General features: G+C 69.1%; 10 protein-coding genes and 1 pseudogene. 7 read left to right on the forward strand and 4 right to left on the reverse strand.

Annotated features, from left to right (window positions below; genetic code table 11):
• The first annotated feature begins 26 nt into the window (after nucleotides 1-26).
• The 3 genes and pseudogenes from BN159_RS30280 to BN159_RS30290 all read left to right on the forward strand — a co-directional run bounded on the left by BN159_RS30280 (nucleotide 27) and on the right by BN159_RS30290 (nucleotide 2122).
• Nucleotides 27-859: pseudogene (locus BN159_RS30280) on the forward strand (helix-turn-helix domain-containing protein).
• The gene (locus BN159_RS30285) at nucleotides 856-1050 is read left to right on the forward strand and encodes a DUF397 domain-containing protein (protein ID WP_015660829.1); all 195 of its coding nucleotides are present in this window, start codon (nucleotides 856-858) and stop codon (nucleotides 1048-1050) included. The pseudogene BN159_RS30280 and the gene BN159_RS30285 overlap by 4 nt, the downstream one beginning before the upstream one ends.
• Nucleotides 1051-1243: 193 nt before the next feature.
• Nucleotides 1244-2122 carry a hypothetical protein gene (locus BN159_RS30290; RefSeq protein ID WP_015660830.1) on the forward strand — a complete coding sequence of 293 codons (879 nt, stop codon included), beginning with the start codon at nucleotides 1244-1246 and terminating at the stop codon, nucleotides 2120-2122.
• A gap of 246 nt (nucleotides 2123-2368) precedes the next feature.
• Here the strand turns inward: BN159_RS30290 and BN159_RS30295 are convergent, their stop codons facing one another.
• Nucleotides 2369-2767 (reverse strand): PIN domain-containing protein, encoded by a 399-nt coding sequence (locus BN159_RS30295; protein ID WP_015660831.1) that lies wholly within the window; start codon nucleotides 2765-2767, stop codon nucleotides 2369-2371.
• Entirely contained in the window at nucleotides 2764-3060 is a 297-nt protein-coding gene (locus BN159_RS30300; RefSeq protein WP_015660832.1) for a hypothetical protein, read from the reverse strand. Before BN159_RS30300 ends, BN159_RS30295 begins: the two co-directional genes overlap by 4 nt.
• 110 nt (nucleotides 3061-3170) lie before the next feature.
• On the opposite strand from BN159_RS30300, the gene pglY reads away from it, so the two are divergent.
• Nucleotides 3171-7055, forward strand: coding sequence for a BREX-2 system ATPase PglY (gene pglY, locus BN159_RS30305; RefSeq protein ID WP_015660833.1), 3885 nt, complete (start codon nucleotides 3171-3173; stop codon nucleotides 7053-7055).
• Nucleotides 7052-9967: a BREX-2 system phosphatase PglZ gene (gene pglZ, locus BN159_RS30310; protein ID WP_015660834.1), complete on the forward strand. Its 2916-nt coding sequence runs from the start codon at nucleotides 7052-7054 to the stop codon at nucleotides 9965-9967. Before pglY ends, pglZ begins: the two co-directional genes overlap by 4 nt.
• 47 nt (nucleotides 9968-10014) lie before the next feature.
• On the opposite strand, the gene BN159_RS30315 is transcribed toward pglZ, so the two are convergent.
• Nucleotides 10015-11061 carry a CBS domain-containing protein gene (locus BN159_RS30315; protein ID WP_015660835.1) on the reverse strand — a complete coding sequence of 349 codons (1047 nt, stop codon included), beginning with the start codon at nucleotides 11059-11061 and terminating at the stop codon, nucleotides 10015-10017.
• Nucleotides 11058-12875 carry a DUF262 domain-containing protein gene (locus tag BN159_RS30320; RefSeq protein ID WP_015660836.1) on the reverse strand — a complete coding sequence of 606 codons (1818 nt, stop codon included), beginning with the start codon at nucleotides 12873-12875 and terminating at the stop codon, nucleotides 11058-11060. The genes BN159_RS30315 and BN159_RS30320 overlap by 4 nt, the downstream gene beginning before the upstream one ends.
• Nucleotides 12876-13058: 183 nt before the next feature.
• On the opposite strand from BN159_RS30320, the gene brxD reads away from it, so the two are divergent.
• The gene (gene brxD, locus BN159_RS30325) at nucleotides 13059-14408 is read left to right on the forward strand and encodes a BREX system ATP-binding protein BrxD (RefSeq protein ID WP_015660837.1); all 1350 of its coding nucleotides are present in this window, start codon (nucleotides 13059-13061) and stop codon (nucleotides 14406-14408) included.
• Complete coding sequence (locus BN159_RS30330; RefSeq protein WP_015660838.1) at nucleotides 14408-16606, forward strand: DEAD/DEAH box helicase; 2199 nt, start codon at nucleotides 14408-14410, stop codon at nucleotides 16604-16606. Before brxD ends, BN159_RS30330 begins: the two co-directional genes overlap by 1 nt.
• The last annotated feature ends 832 nt before the right edge of the window (nucleotides 16607-17438 follow it).

Consider the following 17438-nt stretch of genomic DNA (forward strand, 5'->3'; position numbering starts at 1 on the left):
GATGGTCGTACGGGAGGAGTCGCGGCGTGGACGATGAGGTTCAGCAGCCGGAGTACGAGGTCGGGACAGGCATCCTGTGTGTGTTCGGGCGGCAGTTGAAACTGTTCCGGGAACGAGCGGGGCTGGACCGGGCGAGGTTCGGTTCGCTGACCGGATACTCGGCCTCGACGATCGCGGCGTTCGAGCAGGCGAGACGTATTCCGCCACCGAGGTTCATCGACCAGGCTGACGAAGTGCTGGATGCGAGTGGCGTGTTGAGCGCGAGCAAGGAGGAGGTGGCTCGGGCTCAGTATCCAACGTTCTTTCGAGATGCAGCCAAGTTGGAGGCCGAGGCGATCGAGCTGCACGTCTACGCCAACCAGGCAGTGCCTGGACTCCTACAGACCGAAGAGTACGCGCGGACAGTTTTCATCAACTGGCGGCCCTTGCTGCATGGAGAGGTGGTCGAGCAGAGGGTGACAGCGCGCCTGGCCCGGCAGGAGATCTTCTGTCGCGCGCAGTTGCCCACTATCAGCTTTGTCATCGAGGAGTCGGTTCTGCGTAGGCCTCTCGGTGGGTGGGGCATCATGCGCGGACAGTTGGAGCAGATCCTGCTCCATGGCCAGCGGCGCAACGTGGAGATCCAGGTGCTGCCAACAGAGCGGGATGAGCACGCTGGACTGGCTGGTCCGTTCACCTTGATCGAGACGAAGGAAGGGCGGAGGATCGCCTATGTGGAGGCTCAGCAGGACAGCCGCCTCTACACGGCGCGCGGAAGCAAGTCCGGGAGATCGAGGAGCAGTATGGACTCCTTCGGGCCCAATCGCTCACTCCGCGCGAGTCGCTGGCCTTCGTCGAGAAGTTGCTGGGAGAGAGATGAACGTCGAACAGCCTGTGCCTGAGTCGGCCTGGTTCAAGAGCAGTTACAGCAGCGGAGCTGGCGGCGAATGCGTCGAGGTCGCCACCCGGCCCGACAGGGTCCACGTCCGCGACTCAAAGGACACGACCCGAGTCGCACTGGCCGTACAACCCACGGCGTGGACCGCTTTCGTCGAGTTCGCGGCGCTCTGACAGGGGCGGCACCGATGGCAGGGCCTCCCGGCGAACGTGTGATTGTCGAAGGCCCTGCACATCCCGCCTGCCCAGGGGCGATCGGCACCGTGATGGCCCCGCCCCCGCACCTCACCGTCACGCATGTGACGAGGTCTCAACGGAGCAGGTCTGACAAGGCCCTTGGGGCCCGGAGCTACTGTAAGTTCCTGCCATGAAACCGGGTAAAGGGATCGAGAACCCCGAGTCGCGCTTCTCTACGGTGTTGGTGAGCGCAGCCAAGCTTCCGGGCGTGCGTATCAACAGGGAGGCGTACCTCCGGAGCGCGCTGGCTCGCCGCTGCTCGGAGGAGGAGATCCGGAAAGCGATAGAAGAGACCCCCGCTGCGGCAGGCATATCTGTCGAGGTTCTCGACAAGGTGGCCGCCGACTCGATCCGCTACGAGACCGCCAAGGTCAGTGCTCTCTCCGCCGCCGCCGGGATACCCGGTGTCCTCGCCCTTCCCGCCACCGTGCCCGCCGACCTGGCTCAGTATGTCGGCCATATGCTGCGTATCGCGCAGAAACTCGCGTACCTCTACAGTTGGCCCGATCTGTTCTCCGACGAGGGCGACGACGTCGACGACGCGACCATGGCGGTGCTCACGCTGTTCTTCGGCGTGATGTTCGGTACCCAGTCGGCAAACGCCGCCGTGGGGAAGGTCGCGGCGATGATGTCGGAGCAGGCCGCCAAGAAGCTGCCTCAGAAGGCGCTCACCAAGGGCCTCATCTATCCCATCGTCAAAAAGGTCGCGGCCTATCTCGGGGTCAAGATGACAAAGGATTCCTTCGCGAAGAGCGTCTCGAAGGCCATCCCCCTCGTCGGTGCCGCCGTCTCCGGCACGCTCACCTTCGCGACCTACCTGCCGATGGCCAAAAGACTCAAGAAGCACCTCGCCGGCCTGCCGCTGGCGGATCCGTCGCACCGTATGGCGGACGGGGACGTCGTGGACGGTGAAGTAGTGGAAGACCACGAGGAAGCTGTAGCCGCAGCGCACGCTGAACAGCTCGACGCGGACACCACTGCCGTCAAGTTGGAGGAACCCCAGCATTGACGCTGCGAGTGCCCTGCTGACTGCCGATGGTCAGCGTGCTGATATCCGCCGGAGTGGCACGTCGCGGGCATCGCCGCCTACCTGTATTTCGGGATTCTCCCCTACGATCTGGACCGGTGGCCGACCTCGGGCCGGGGTGGCAAACCGCCCCCCGTGGGCCGGGCCTGCGTGGCACGTCCGAGCATCGAGGGGAGCGCGGGCACACCGAAGGAAGCGAGCTGCGAAGGGGGGTGAGCCGTGATCGGCTCAGAGCTTCACGAGCAGCACGCGGTCGGCGCACAGCTTGCGCATGTCGTCCTCGTCGGACGTGAACACGGTGACCGGGCCGGGCTGCCGCAGGGCGACGGCGGCGAGGGCTGCGTCAATGGCGTACTTGTGGCCGTGCAGGCCCGTCTCCTTCAGGAGGCCGGTCGCCTCCTTGGCGATCTCCTCGGTCACGGGCTCGATACGGATCTTGGAGAGCGCCCAGTGCCACTTGGGGAGGTGGCGCGTGGGGTCGTACGCCTCGATCAGAGTCATCGAGGTGGTGACGACCGGGATTCCCGCTTCGTCGGCGTGCCTCAGGTAGGCGCCCATGCGGCGCTCCCCGCGTACCCACTGCGAGAGCCCCTCGCTGTCGAGCACGTAGACCCGGTTTCCGGTCACGCGGCATCCCGCTTCGGCGCCCGCGGCTGCTCACCGGTCTCGTGGGCGCCGGTCCGCTCGGCGTGCTGGCGCTCCAGGTCGCGGTGCTCGGCCTCGACCTCGGCCAGTTCCGCCTCGGTGATCTCCCCGTACTCGGACTCCCACCACCCCACCGCCTCGCGCAGACGCTCCCGCTCCCGCTGGCGCTCTATGGCGTGCGTGACGTAGCGGCTGAAGCCGCCGGGGCCGACCTCGGCCCGGATGGCCTCGGCGAGCTCCTCGGGAAGCGTCACGGTGTACTTCTTGGTTGCCATACCATCGACCATACCGAGGGTCTGATCAGGCAGCCAACCAGCAGCAGACATCTCCACACGATCGAGTACGAGCGGCGGCCGAGGCCGCCAGAAGGAGAGCGAGACCGGTAATGGCCCAGCCCCTCCTCCGCGATGTCATCGACATCAAGAAGAAGATCTCCACTTCCGACTTCGTGCTGTCGCTCGCCGAGGCGACGACCCCGGAAGGCGCCCAGAACGCGCTCAAGGACTACGTCGTCACCGAGCGGCTGCTGGAGAACTTCGACGAGGCGCTGGCCCTCATCAAGTCCTCGCTGGACGGACACCGCTCCAAGGCTGCCTACCTGCACGGCTCGTTCGGTTCCGGTAAGTCGCACTTCATGGCGGTGCTCTACGCGCTGCTCAGCGGCGACTCGGCCGCCCGTGCCCGTACCGAGTTCGACCCGGTGCTGACCAAGCACGAGTGGCTCACCACGGACGGCAAGAAGTTCCTGCTCGTGCCGTACCACATGCTCGGCGCGAAGGCCCTCGAACAGCGGGTGCTCGGCGGGTACGTCACGCACGTCAAGAAGCTGCACCCGGACGCCCCGACCCCGCAGGTGTACCGGACCGACTCCCTCTTCGCCGACATCCGGGCCAACCGCTCCAACTTCGGCGACGAGGCAGTCATCCGCCGCCTGGGCGGCGGTGACGCGGGTGACGACGAGACGGACGAATGGGGCGAGGGCTTCGCCTGGACCCCGCAGCTCCTGGACGCCGCGCTCGCTGCCGAGGAGGACCACGAGGGGGGCACGCCTCTCGACCTCCGCAACCCCTCCACCCCGGCCGAGCTGCGCGCCAAGCTGGTCAACGACGCCGCAACGAACCTCTTCCCCGGCTTCGCCCAGAACGCCGCCGAGAACGAGCACGGCTTCATCTCCCTGGACGCCGGTCTGTCCGTCATCGCCGAGCACGCCAAGTCGCTCGGCTACGACGGCCTGATCCTTTTCCTGGACGAGCTGATTCTCTGGCTCGCGACCCTCATCCACGAGCAGAAGTTCGTGGCCCGCGAGGCCAGCAAGATCACGAACTTCGTCGAGGGCGGCGACGCCCGACGTGCCATTCCCGTGGTGTCGTTCATCGCCCGCCAGCGCGACCTGCGGGAACTCGTGGGCGAGGAGGTGTCCGGCGCGGCGGAAGCCTCCATCCAGGACACCCTGAACCTGGCCTCCGGCCGCTTCGACAAGATCACCCTGGAGGACCGCAACCTCCCGCAGATCGCCCACGCGCGCATCCTCAAGCCGAAGGACGCCGAGGCGGAGCGGCTCGTCGACGCGGCCTTCGAGCAGACCAAGCGGGTCGGCACCCAGGTCTGGGACACCCTCCTAGGCTCGGAGAAGGGCACGACCGGCGCGGACGCGGAGTCGTTCCGGCTGACGTACCCCTTCTCGCCGGCGTTCATGGACACCCTCGTCCACATCTCGTCCGCGCTGCAGCGTTCCCGTACCGGTCTCAAGCTGATGGGCCAGCTGCTCGCCGACCACCGCGACGAGATTCGGCTCGGCCAGCTCATCCCCGTCGGCGACCTCTACCCGGTGATTGCGGAGGGCGGCGACAAGCCGTTCACCGACAGCCTGAAGGTCGTCTTCGAGGCCGCCGACAAGCTCTACAAGACCAAGCTGCGGCCCTACCTCCTCAGCTCGTACGACATCACCGAGGACGACGTCAGGCAGTACCGCACCAGCCCCGAGACCGTCACCGACCCGCAGCGCGCCAACCGCTGCCGGATGTTCATCGGCGACAACCGGCTCGTGTGCACCCTGCTGCTGTCCGCGCTCGCGCCCAGCGTGCCCTCGCTGGCCGAGCTGACCATCCGGCGGCTCGGCGCGCTGAACCACGGGTCCGTGCTCGCGCCCATCCCGGGCGCCGAGGTCGGGATCATCAAGAACAAGGTCGCCGAGTGGGCGGCCAGGTTCCCCGAGATCAAGGAGACCGGCACCGACGCCAACCCCGGCGTACGGCTGGAGCTGTCCGGCGTCGACGTCGACTCGGTCATCGCCAACGCTCAGGTCAACGACAACCCCGGCAACCGGGTCGCCCTCGCCCGGCGCCTGCTGTCCGAGGAACTGGGCGTCGAGCACGGGCAGTTGAGCGACCAGCTCGGCTTCACCTGGCGCGGTACTTCCCGTACCGCCGAGATCGTGTTCGGCAATGTCGCCGACGAGGACGAGCTGCCCGATCACGACCTGATGCCGCAGGAGGACGGCCGCTGGCGGATCGCCATAGACCTCCCCTTCGACGAGGGCGAGTGGGGGCCGGTCGACGACGTCAACCGCATCCAGCGGCTGCGTGAGCGCCAGCAGGGCGAGCGGTCCCGTGTCGTCGCCTGGCTGCCCGCGCACCTGTCCGCCCAGCGCTTCGCCGACTTCCGGCGGCTCGTCGTCATCGACAAGGCCCTCGCCGACGAGCATCGCTTCGACACCCAGTACGCCGGCCACCTCAACGCCGACAACCGCAGCCGCGCCAAGGGGCTCCTCGAAACCCAGCGCGAGGCCCTGCTCAAGCAGGTCAAGGGTGCCTTCAAGCAGGCATACGGGCTCGCCCAGAAGCAGCCGGCCGACGTCGTACCCGACTTCGAGGACCATCTTGTCCCGCTGCCCGACGTGGACGGACTCACCCTGGCCTTCGGGCAGAGCCTGCGCGACGGCATCCGGCACGTCGCGGGCAAGCTGCTCGCCCACCAGTACCCTGCGCACCCCGACCTCGACCCCGACGGGAGCGGTGTCGCCGTCAAGGCGGCCGACACCAAGAAGGTGTTCGCGCACGTCCGGGACGCCGCCGAGGCGCGTGACGGGCGGGTGGAGGTCCCGGCCGCCGACCGCAGACTCATGCAGCGGATCGCGGGGCCGCTGCGCCTCGGGCAGCAGAAGGAGGCGTACTTCGAGCTGTCCCGCTACTGGGCCGACCACTTCCGCCAACTCGCCAGCGCCCGGGGCGTCACCGGGGATCTGTCCCTGATCACGCTGACTGACTGGACTGACAAGCCCGACCCGCGCGGCCTGCCCGACTTCCTCGCGCGGCTCGTCGTCGCCGCGTTCGCCGAGATGGACGATCGGGTGTGGGTGCGCGGCGGCACCGTCCTCGATCCCGCGCCCGAAGTGTCCGCGATCAAGGACCATGACGCGCTGCGCAGCCAGCCGCTGCCCACCGAGTCCGACTGGGACACCGCACGGCAGCGCTTCGAGACGGTCTTCGGGGCGAAGGCGCCGGCCCTGCGGCGCGGCCGGATGGTCAACCAGTTTGCCCGCCAGATCATCGAGGCTGCCCGCGCCCACCGCGACTACGCGGCCGACCTGGTGCACCAACTGGACGCCCACGCCTCCTTCCTCGGCCTCGACCAGACTGCCGACACCGGACGCCTCGCCCTCGCCCGGCGCTCCCTGCAGCTCCTGGACGCCGTCACGGCGGAGGCCGGCAAGGGTGCGGCCGGGGCGAAGAAGACCGTGGAGGCCCTCGCCTCCTTCGACCTGGGCCACACGAGTGCCGACCGATATGGGACCTCCATCAAGCAGGCCCGCAGCGTTGCGGAAGCGGTCGCCTCCGCCCCCTGGAGCACCCTCGAACTCGCCGCCGGACTCGGCCCCGAGGGCGCGGCGCTGCTCGACTCGCTGCGCAACGTCGCCCGTGACGACCAGCGCACCGCGGACCTGCGCGACGCACTGGCCCGCACCCAGCGTGAGGTCGTCGCCCTGGCGAAGCGTGCCCAGGCCGCCGCCACCCTGCCGCCCGCACCCGTCGCGCCGCAGCCCACGGCCGACGACCTGTCCCTGAACACGTCGACCAGTGACCCGCGCATCCCGTACACCTCACAGGAGCCTGCCGCCCCGGCCTCCTCCGGCAGCGGCTCGGCGCGAACGGCCGGTGGCCGCCGTACGACCGTGGCACGCGCCGCCGCCGACCTCCAGGCGGAACTGTCCGAACTGGCCGCCCGCCACCCCGACGCGACCATCGAGATCACCTGGAAGGTCGTGGAATGACGGACACCGTCGCCGCCGCTCCGGGCGCCGTCCGGCTGAACACCGCGACTGTCACCCAGTACCTGTCCTCGCAGTCCTCCCTAGCCGCCTCCCTGACCGCTGACGGCGGGGGCAGGCGCCGGGTGGTGCTGCTGCGGTCCGCGCCCCAGTGGGACGGGCCGGCCGAACCAGCCTGGGGCGAGGGCCGCACGGCCGGTGTCGCGGTGGCGCCGTCGCCGCTCGCGGTGCACGAACTCGTCCTCGACCATCTGGCGGGCCGCCGCCGCGGCCCCGCCGTGCTGGTCGTCCTCACCGACCGGGAACAGGGCGAACTCGACCCGGCGATCCTCGCCCGCGTCCACAAGCTGCGCGTCGACACCGTCGACAGCTGGGACGTCGTCCGCGAGGCGTTCGGCGCCCGGCAGATCGACCCCCGGCTCAAGGACGTCAACTGGGCCGCCGAGGCGCTTCTCGACGCGACCCCGCCCGGCGGCTGGCCCGCCGTCCCTGGCGGCTGGCTGTCCCGCCAGTACGCCCTCACCGCGCTCGCCCAGCGCCGCCTGCGCCTGGGCCGCTACGACACCGAGGACGGCCCGCGCCGCCCGGGCGACGACCGGCTCGACGCCGGGGCCCTGCTGCACTGGTCGACCCGGCCCGGCGCCCCCGAACGGTTCCTCACCCTGCGCGGCCCCGAGCGGGCGGGACTGACCGCCTTCCTCGGTGAGGAGGACCAGGCGGGCCTCGCCGGACGAGCCCTGCTCGCCCTCGTCGACGCCGAACGCGGCGCGGACGCCGCCGCCTTCGGCCTGGTGTGCACCGCCCTGTGGAGGCATGCCGCCCCCGCCCCCGAGACGTACCAGGCCCGGGGGCGCGCCGAACGCTACTTCGGGGACCGGCCTCCGGCACTGGGTGAACAGCTCGACGCCCTGGTGACCGTCTTCGGGCAGACCGCCGAGGAGTACGTCACCGCGTTGCTGGCGGCCGGGCACCGCTCCGGTGGAGGCGAAGCCGATCAGGCCCGCGAGGCACGCCGCACCACCGGCACCGTGCTGGACCGCGCGGCCGTACTGGCCCGCCAGTTCGGCGCGGAACACGCCGTCGCGGCGAGCCCCGTTCTGCGCGGTGGTCTCGACGCCCGGTTCACCGCGGTCGGCCAGGCCCTTGCGTCGGGTGACACGGCCGCGGTCGGGGACGCCGTACGCCTCCTGCAGGACCATCGGCTCGCCGTGGAACCCGAGGAGTCGGCCCGTGTCGAACGTGCCCGCATGGGAGAGCGCCTCGCCCGCTGGCTGGCCACTGACCCGTCCGCCGACGCCCTCACCGTCGCCGACGCCATACAGCGGCACGTCGACGAGACCGGCTGGGTGGATCTCGCCCTGGAGCACATCGAAGCGGGCGGCGACCGGGACCCCGTTCTCAAGGCCGCCTACGACACGCTCGGCACCCGCGTCAGGGTCCGCCGTCGGCAGATCGACGCGTCGTTCGCCGCAGACCTGGGCTCCTGGACGCAGGCCGGTACCCAGCCGGGGCGCATGCTCACCGTGGAGACCTTCCTCGACCGCGTGGTCGGACCGCTCGTCCAGCGGGGGGAGGAACGACGGGTTCTGCTGCTCGTGCTCGACGGCATGAGCGCGGCCATAGCGAACGAACTGGGGGAGGAACTGCGCAGTTCCTGGGCGGAGTTCGATCCCCTTCCCGTGGAGGGTGCACCGCTGCGGCGGGCGATGGCCGCCGCCCTGCCCACCGTGACGGCCGTGTCCCGCACCTCGCTCTTCGCGGGCACCCTGATGAAGGGGACCCAGGCTGACGAGAAGCGGCTCTTCCCCGCGCTGAAGCTGTGGGGCGGGGCCCCGGCCGCCGTCTTCCACAAGGACGACCTGCGCACCGAGACCGCGGGCGACACCTTCGGCCCGGCGCTCACGGAAGCGCTCGCCGACGGCAGGACCCATGTCGCCGTCGTCCTCAACGCCATCGACGACCGGCTCGCCAAGGAGCAGAAGCTCGGCGACGGCGCCTGGCGGGTCGACGACGTACCCGGCCTGCGCGACCTGCTGAGAGCGGCGGTGGAGCAGGGCATGGCGGTCCTCCTCACCAGCGACCACGGTCACGTCGTCGACCGGCACGGCACGAAGGTCGACACCGCGGCCGATCCCGCGTCCGCACGCCACCGCCTGCCCGGGGCGGGACCACTCGCCGAACGGGAGATCACCCTCACCGGACCGCGCGTCGTGTGGCCCGAGCCGGGCGCTTCCGTCGTCGCGCTGTGGGACGCCGACTCCCGCTACACCGCCCTCAAGGCCGGCTACCACGGCGGGGCCTCCCTCGCCGAGGTCACCATCCCCGTGCTCGCCTTCCTGCCCTTCGGCGCTGAACCCCCGAAGGGCTGGCGGGAACTGGGCGACCAGAAGCCGACCTGGTGGGTTCCGGAGGAGGCCGGCAGGCCGCTCCCGGACGAGCGCGCGGCTCAGACGGCCGCCGCGGCCGCGGCCGCGAAGAAGGCGACCGCGAAGCCCCGGAAGAAGCAGCCCGACCTCGACACGCTGCCGGAGGCGCTCTTCGACGTGGAGCTGACGGCCGGGGGAGAAGATGCCCTGCTCACGCCGACGGTCGTGTCGAGGACCGAGACGCTCGTCGCGACCCTGCTCGACTCGGAGACGTACCAGGCCCAACTGGGCGGTCTGGCACGCAAACCCCAGCAGGAGCAGGTCCACAAGGCACTGGCCGCGCTGCTCGACGCGGGTGGCACCCTGCCCGTGACCGCGCTCGCCCAGCGTGCCGGCATGCCCACCACCCGAGGCGACGGCTTCGCCGCCGTCCTGCGACAGCTCCTCAACTACGACGGCGTACAGGTGCTGGAAACCCTGCCGGACGGACGCACGCTGCGGCTCCATGAGCCGCTGCTGCGCGAGCAGTTCGCCCTCCGAGCGGGCTGACAGCCTTCGGGGTGCCTCTGGCGTTCGTGTCGAGGCACCCCGCCGCTTCAGGCCACGAACGCCCTCAGCACCTTCGCGAACGTCGTCAGCTCGTCGATCATCTCCTGCGGCAACGGCTTCTCGTCGAAGTGGGCGATCCGGTTGCGAATGTCCTTCACTCGCTTCAGGCGGCCGATGAACTGTTCCCTGGGCATGTTGGGCCATTTCAGGGCTTCCCAGTTGGCGTCGGCGCGTTCGGCCAGCGACGTCTTCGTCTGGTCGCCGTCCAGGAGTTTCAGATAGTCGCCGAACATCAGGTCGGAGACCTGGCCGGTGCGGTGCTCGGGCTTCTTGTTCGTCTGGACGGCCTTGATGGTCTCCTCGTCCAGTGCCGCACCCAGACAGCGGCGCAGCAGGGACTCGATCTCCCCGACGATGAAGAAGGGCCGCGCCGCGCCCTCGAAGCGGTCGGTGACGTCCGCGGCGGTAACGATGCCCGAGAGACAGCCGTCGTCGCCTCGGACCAAGAGATACCCGTGTTCGCGGATGACCGGCAGGGCGGAGAAGAACTCCTGGCGGGTGTCGGCGACCGGAAGGGAGTCCTTCTCCATCGCGTTGTCCAGCGTCGGCTGCTTGCCCGCCTCGTACATCTTGGCGACGGACCCCCAGGTGACCACCCCGTGGATCTGCGCCATGCCGGTGGTCACCGGGACCTGTGCGAGTCCCTTCGTGCGCATCAGGAACGTGGTCTGGGCCAGGGGCGTACCGGGACCGACGGACACCAGGCCGCGCCGTGCCGACGGAATGTCCCCGAGCAGCAGACGTTGCGGAAGGGCGGCCGAGGGCAGGGCCTCCTCCGTCTCGTCCGCCTCCACGTCGGCGGGGTCGGCCTGTGCAGGGATGGACGCGAGCGGTACCACGTCGACGTTGCTGCGCTGGCCGCAGACGGCGAAGTCCGGCAGAGTCGTCAGCCCGGCGTCCGTGAGCGCCTGCGAGATGCGGTGCACCGTCCGGTGGTCGCGGACTCTGACCTGGAACAGGTCGAGAATGTCCTGTACGGGGACGGTCCTGCCCTTGAGCGCGGCGAGGTCCTGCCCGCTCGGTGTGGTCGTCATCGGGCGTCGCCCTCCGCGAGGTCACGGAGCATGGTCCTCTTGCCCATGGCGGCGTGCACGAGGTCCTGCAACTGCTTGGAACGGTCGTTGTAGAACCGTTCGTAGTTGTTGTCGCGGAGCGCTTCCGGATCGATGAGGTGGGTGGCGAGTACGTCGTCGAACCACTCGGGGCGCATGTCGGAGGCCGCGACCATGGTGGACAGGTAGGACGACGGTGCCCCAGTCATGTCCATCGCCGCGCGGTAGGACAGAGGGGTCTTGTTCACGATGGAGTTGGTGGGCAGGCCCTCACTGTTGCCCCGCCGGAACCAGGTCTTGGGGAAGATCTGTCGGACGTCCACGCTGTACTCGTCCAGCCTGCCGGGGCTGAGCGGGCTGTCCGTGTGGTGCCAGTCCACCGCCCCTTGCTTGATGAGCAGGGCGTAGATGCCCTTGTAGGCGGCGCTGTTGCGGGTGGTGAGGCTGTCGAGACGGTCGGCGAAGAAGAACGCGTCCGTGACGGTGTCGGGTGCCCGGTCGTCCTGCGCGATCCAAGGGACGAGCTGCTCGACGTCACGGGTGAAGCGGGTCTCGGTGGAGCCGCCGTACATCTCGCCAAGGACCCCGCACCAGTACCACTGCTCGGTCCTTTCCTCCGCTCCCAGGCCGTCCAGTGCCGTGTCGAGGATGGCGCGGACGGCCGCGAGCGGGACGAGCTGTGTCTTGTACGGCAGGTCGTTCGGGCGGACGATGCACTGGCGTTCCAGGAAGTCGCCCACCCAGGCGAAGGCGTCAGCGAGTTTCGGCGCCAGCCGGATGAAGTCGTCCAGCGGGAGGTCCAGCAGATCCCTGCGCTTGCACGACACCGTCGCCCCGGTGCCCGCCTGCTTCCGCTCCCAGGTGCGTACCAGAGCGATGGACTGCAGGAAGTCGATGCTGCTCAGCCCATTCTCGACGCTGCTGTCCAGACGGCCGAACACTGGGTACTTGGCCGCCAGCCCCTGCTTGATCTCCCGCCACACTTCGGGGAGCTGGTAGTAGTCCCCGGTCCGCTCCACGTACTCGCGATCCCCGGCGTAAGTCGCGGTAAGCAGTTCGAAGACGTTCAGGGGCACACCGCCCGTGTTGACCCGCTCGAACACCGCGCAGACCGCGTCCATGGAGGTGGACGAGGCCAGCCGGATCATCGGGACCTGGAAGGCACGGATCTGCTGAAGGACCGACTCGTCGAACTGGCCCCACAGACCCCAGTTCTGGTTCTCGTCCGCCTTGACGTACGACATCATCCACTGGTTCACGCGCTGCGCATCGAAGACGAGATGCAGAGGGAAGAGACCGGCTGCGCACTCGCCCTCCGTTGTGCTCAGATCCAGCACAACCGTGCGGTTGAAGTCGGTGCGGAGCACCTTGTCCGCCGGGACGGACAGGATGGCCTCGTCGCGGTCCACGGACGGGCCGACGGCCTTCGCGATGTCGACGTAGTACCAGCGCTCGATGGGCTTGCCACGGGCGTCCGCGGTTTCCACCGGGGCATCCAGCCACAGGGCCTGGAAGAGGGAGGTGAGGCGCTGCTGCCCGTCCAGCAGGAGGAGGTCCGCGGCCGGATCCCCGTCCGGGCGTGCTCCGGTGAGCGTTCGAGAGCGGAATCGGGTGGCGCCGCCGGTCTGCAACGTCATCACCACGCCGAGCGGATAATCCAGCGTCACTGTCGCGATGATGGCGCGGATCCGGTCGTCGTCCCACTTCCAGTTCCGCTGGAAATCGGGCAACTGTAAGGAGCCCGATGCCACGTCCGCGAGGACATCTTTCAGCTTCACATTGTCGAGTGCCGCCACGTTCGTCCCACTCCCCACCCTGGCGTATGTACGGAGAGTGATTCCAGCAGCGTCTCCAGGTGACCGTCAACCGGTTCAACGAAGTGGGCGCCTCGCCACGGTGCCGCGTCAAGCGCGGACCGGCCAACGGCCGCAATCCGGTCTCCGTACGGGCGTGCTTGTGGAAATGGAAGACTGGTTCTTGTGAGCACCCCCGGATCCCAGCGCCCCGCACAGGTGAGCGCCGCCCGCCGCCGTACCGTCATCGACGCGCTGCGGCGCGGAGCCGTGCCCGACAGCGGACTCGACCTGCTGGCCACCGGACTCGACCGGTTCGAAGCGGCCCAGGACGCGGAACTGGACGCCGTGGCGTCCGGCGGCTCGGTGTTCAAGGCCGTGCGGGGTGAGTACGGGTCTGGCAAGACGTTCTTCACCCGCTGGCTGGGGGAGCGAGCCAAACGCCGCAACTTCGCCGTGGCCGAGATCCAGATCTCGGAGAACGAGACCCCGCTGCATCGGCTTGAGACGGTCTACCGGCGGCTCACGGAACGGCTCACCACCTCCAGTTTCCCGCCCAGCGCGCTGCGGCCCGTTGTCGACGCCTGGTTCTACGCCCTGGAAGAGGACGCCCTCGCGGCCGGCGCGACCGAGGAGGATCTTGCCAGCGAGGTGGAGAAACTGCTCGCCGCACGGCTCGCCGAGGTCTCCCGGCACGCCCCGTCGTTCGCCACGGCTCTGCGCGGCTACCGGGCCGCCCTCGCGGATGGCGACGAGGCGACCGCTGCGGCCGTCCTGGCTTGGCTCGGCGGTCAACCGCACGTCGCCGCCTCTGCCCGCCGGACCGCCGGGGTACGCGGCGACCTCGACCACTTCGGTGCGCTCGGGTTCCTGCAGGGTCTCCTCACCGTGCTGCGTGACTCCGGGCACACAGGGCTGTTCGTCGTCCTCGACGAGGTGGAGACGCTCCAGCGGGTCCGCTCCGACGCCCGCGACAAGGCGCTCAACGCGCTGCGGCAGCTCATCGACGAGGTGCACTCGGGCCGCTTCCCCGGCCTCTATCTGGTCATCACGGGCACCCCGGCCTTCTACGACGGTCAGCAGGGCGTGCAGCGGCTGGCCCCGCTCGCTCAGCGGCTGGCCACCGACTTCACCACCGACACGCGCTTCGACAACCCTCGCGCGGTACAGATCAGGCTTCCCGGCTTCAACCAGGAGTCCCTGGTAGGACTAGGCCTCACCATCCGTGACCTGTACGCCGGTGCCGCAGAAATGCCCGAGCGCGTGCGAAAGGTCGTCGACGACGCGTATGTCGCCGACCTCGCGGTGGCCGTCGGCGGGGCGTTGGGCGGGAAGGTCGGGGTGGCCCCCCGGCTGTTCCTGAAGAAACTCGTCGGGGACGTGCTCGACCGTGTGGACCAGTTCGACGACTTCGACCCCCGCCAGCACTACCGGCTCACCGTCGCCGGCAGCGAACTCACCGACGTCGAGCGGAACCTGGCCGCCACGGTCTTCGGAGATTCCGCGTCGGCCGATGACATCGACCTGGAGCTGTGATGGCGGACGCGGGACTCCCGGCCGGGAAAGACCAGGGTGACGCGGACGCTGACGTACTGGACCGACTCGACCCCGTCGTCCTGCATCACATCGTCAACACCCTTGGCTGGCCTGATCTGCGCCCACTGCAGCGGGCGGCGATCACGCCGCTCATGGAGGGACAGGACGCCGTACTGCTGGCGCCGACAGCGGGAGGCAAGACCGAGGCAGCCTGCTTCCCCTTGCTTTCGGCGATGACCGAGCAGAATTGGACCGGCACATCCGTGCTGTACTTGTGCCCTCTCAAGGCACTCCTCAACAACCTGGTCGTCCGAGTCGACTCCTACGCACAGTGGCTGGGGCGACGGGCTGCACTCTGGCATGGCGACACCAAGGAATCGCAGCGGCAGCGCATCCGGGCCGAGGCGCCGGAGATCCTGTTGACCACGCCCGAGTCGCTCGAGGCGATGCTGATTGGCGTAAAGACCGACCACGCCCGCCTGTTGGGAAGCGTCCGGGCCGTCGTCATCGACGAAGTGCACGCGTTCGCAGGGGATGACCGAGGATGGCACTTGCTCGCCGTGCTCGAACGGTTGGAGCGGGTCACCGGACGGCCCATCCAGCGCGTCGGGCTCTCGGCGACCGTCGGCAACCCGGCCGAGTTGCTGCACTGGCTGCAAGGCGCGGGCGCTGGCAGCCGCACCGGTCAGGTGGTCGCGCCTGGAGTGCAGCTGCCGGCCACCGAGGGCAGCAGGCACGGCGACAAGGCGGGTCCTGGGCCGTCCAGCAGGCCTGCGGGCGCAGTGGAACTCGACTACGTCGGCTCCCTCGACAACGCGGCCAAACTCATTGCGGCGCTTCACAGGGGAGAGAAGCGGCTCGTCTTCTGCGACTCGCGCCGCCAGGTCGAGGAGTTGGGCGCGGCTCTCCGCACGCGCGAGGTGACTGTCTTCCTGTCCCACGCTTCGCTCTCCGTCGATGAACGCACCCGTTCCGAGCAGGCGTTCGCTGAGGCACGCGACTGCGTCATCGTCTCCACTTCAACCCTCGAGCTCGGCATCGACGTCGGTGACCTGGACCGTGTCATCCAGATCGACTCACCGGTCTCCGTTGCCTCGTTCCTGCAGCGCATCGGCCGCACCGGCCGGCGTCCCGGCACTGTGCGGAACTGCCTGTTCCTCACCACCCGCAAGGACACACTGCTGCAGGCGGCGGGCCTGTTGTTGCTGTGGTCGCGGGGCTGGGTGGAACCGGTCGTCCCGCCGCCAGAGCCGCGTCACCTGGTGGCTCAGCAACTGCTTGCCGTCACCCTGCAACAGCACAAGCTCGGCGACCAGTTGTGGGACCGGCAATGGAACGGCCTCGCCCCCTTCGACAAGTCGGCCGCCCCCATCCTGCGTTTCCTCACCGATGAGGGCTTCCTCGACAGCGACGGTGGGATGTTGTTCGTCGGCCCCGAGGCCGAACGACGCTTCGGCAAAAGGCACTTCATCGAACTCACCGCCTCCTTTACCGCACCTCCGCAGTTCACCGTCCTGTCCGGACGCACGGAGATCGGCCGCACCGACCCGAGCGTACTCACAGAGGAACGCCCCGGCCCCAGGCGGTTGCTGCTCGGAGGACGCAGTTGGCAGGTCACGTACATCGACTGGCTGCGCAAACGCGTCTTCGTCGAGCCGGCCGACGGCGGCGGAATCGCCAAGTGGATGAACGGCGGCGTCGCCGGGCTGTCGTACGCGCTGACGCGTGCCATGCGCGAGGTGCTGCTGGGCACGGCCCCGCCGATCTCCCTCACCCGGCGTGCCGAGGCGTGCCTGGCCGAACAGCGCGAGAGCGACGCACCTGACACCGTCCATCCGGGCGGCACGTTGATCACGCGCGTCGGCTCCGATGTCCGTTGGTGGACCTGGGCCGGCTACCGCGCCAACGCCACGCTGGCCGCCACCCTCCAGTCGGTCACCGACCCTCTGCAACGACCCACCGACAGCTGGCTGCGTCTACGCGAGAACCTCACCCCGGCCCACTGGCGTGCGGCACGTGACAACGTCGGCGAGAACCTCGTCCTGCCTGACGTGGACCGCCGGGCCGTACGCGGCCTGAAGTTCTCCGCTGCCGTCCCGGAACGCCTCGCTGTGGCCACGGTGGCGGCCCGCTTGGCCGACTTCGAGAGCGCTCGCTTGGTGCTCGGGGAGCCAGCGCGCTTTGAGTACGACGGCTGAATCGGAAAGCCGCCAAGGTCACTTCAATCCGGAGAGCGGATGAGACCTGAGCAATACCCGCGCCAGAGCGTCACCCTCGCGAGTGAGGCCGCGACTGTTCCCGCGCCGCGTCAGATAGTCCGCGAGGCATGCGCGGAGTGGGGGATGGACGAGGACCTACAGATACAGGCACGCTCTTGATGTCCGAGATCGCTACCAACGCAGCCCACACGGACACTCGCGCAGTCTCCGGGTGATCGCCGAGCAGCTGCGCCCTGACCGGCTCCGCGTCGCCGTGGTCGACAAGTCCCGCCGCATGCCCGAGCTGCACTGCGTTGGACCGGACGCCATCGGCGGCCGTGGCCTCCTCCTGGTCGATGCTCTCCCGACTGTTGGGGAACTGATCTCCTTCTGGGTAAGCGGGTCTGGGCTGAGATTGCGATCAAGGTCGGCGACCGCTGACAGATCGTCGCCGCATGCTGGAAGCCGACGGGGTAGCTGTCGCCACGGGGCTCTTGGGAGCGGTCGTTGCGGGGCTCGGGCTGGTGGTGTCCATGGTTTCCAGACGACGTCCACACGGAGCCCGCCTTGGCTGCGCACTCCGTTGCCCACAAGGAGCCGCACGGGAGCGCTGGGGCGACCACGAGCGACTACCGCAGGTAGATGCGCGGTGCGCAGACCCGCTTCCCTGCGTGCGCAGCTTGCGCAGCCGTCCATGCGTGCTGCGCAATGCGCTTGGTGTGCGGCTGGATGCCCAGCGCAGTGGTTTGCGGGCGTGGCCATGGTTGGGCCTGTGGTTGGAATGCGCAGCTGCCCCAGCTCCACAGGCACTGCGGGTGGTGTGCAGCGGCTG

Source organism: Streptomyces davaonensis JCM 4913, assembly GCF_000349325.1.
Taxonomy (GTDB): domain Bacteria; phylum Actinomycetota; class Actinomycetes; order Streptomycetales; family Streptomycetaceae; genus Streptomyces; species Streptomyces davaonensis.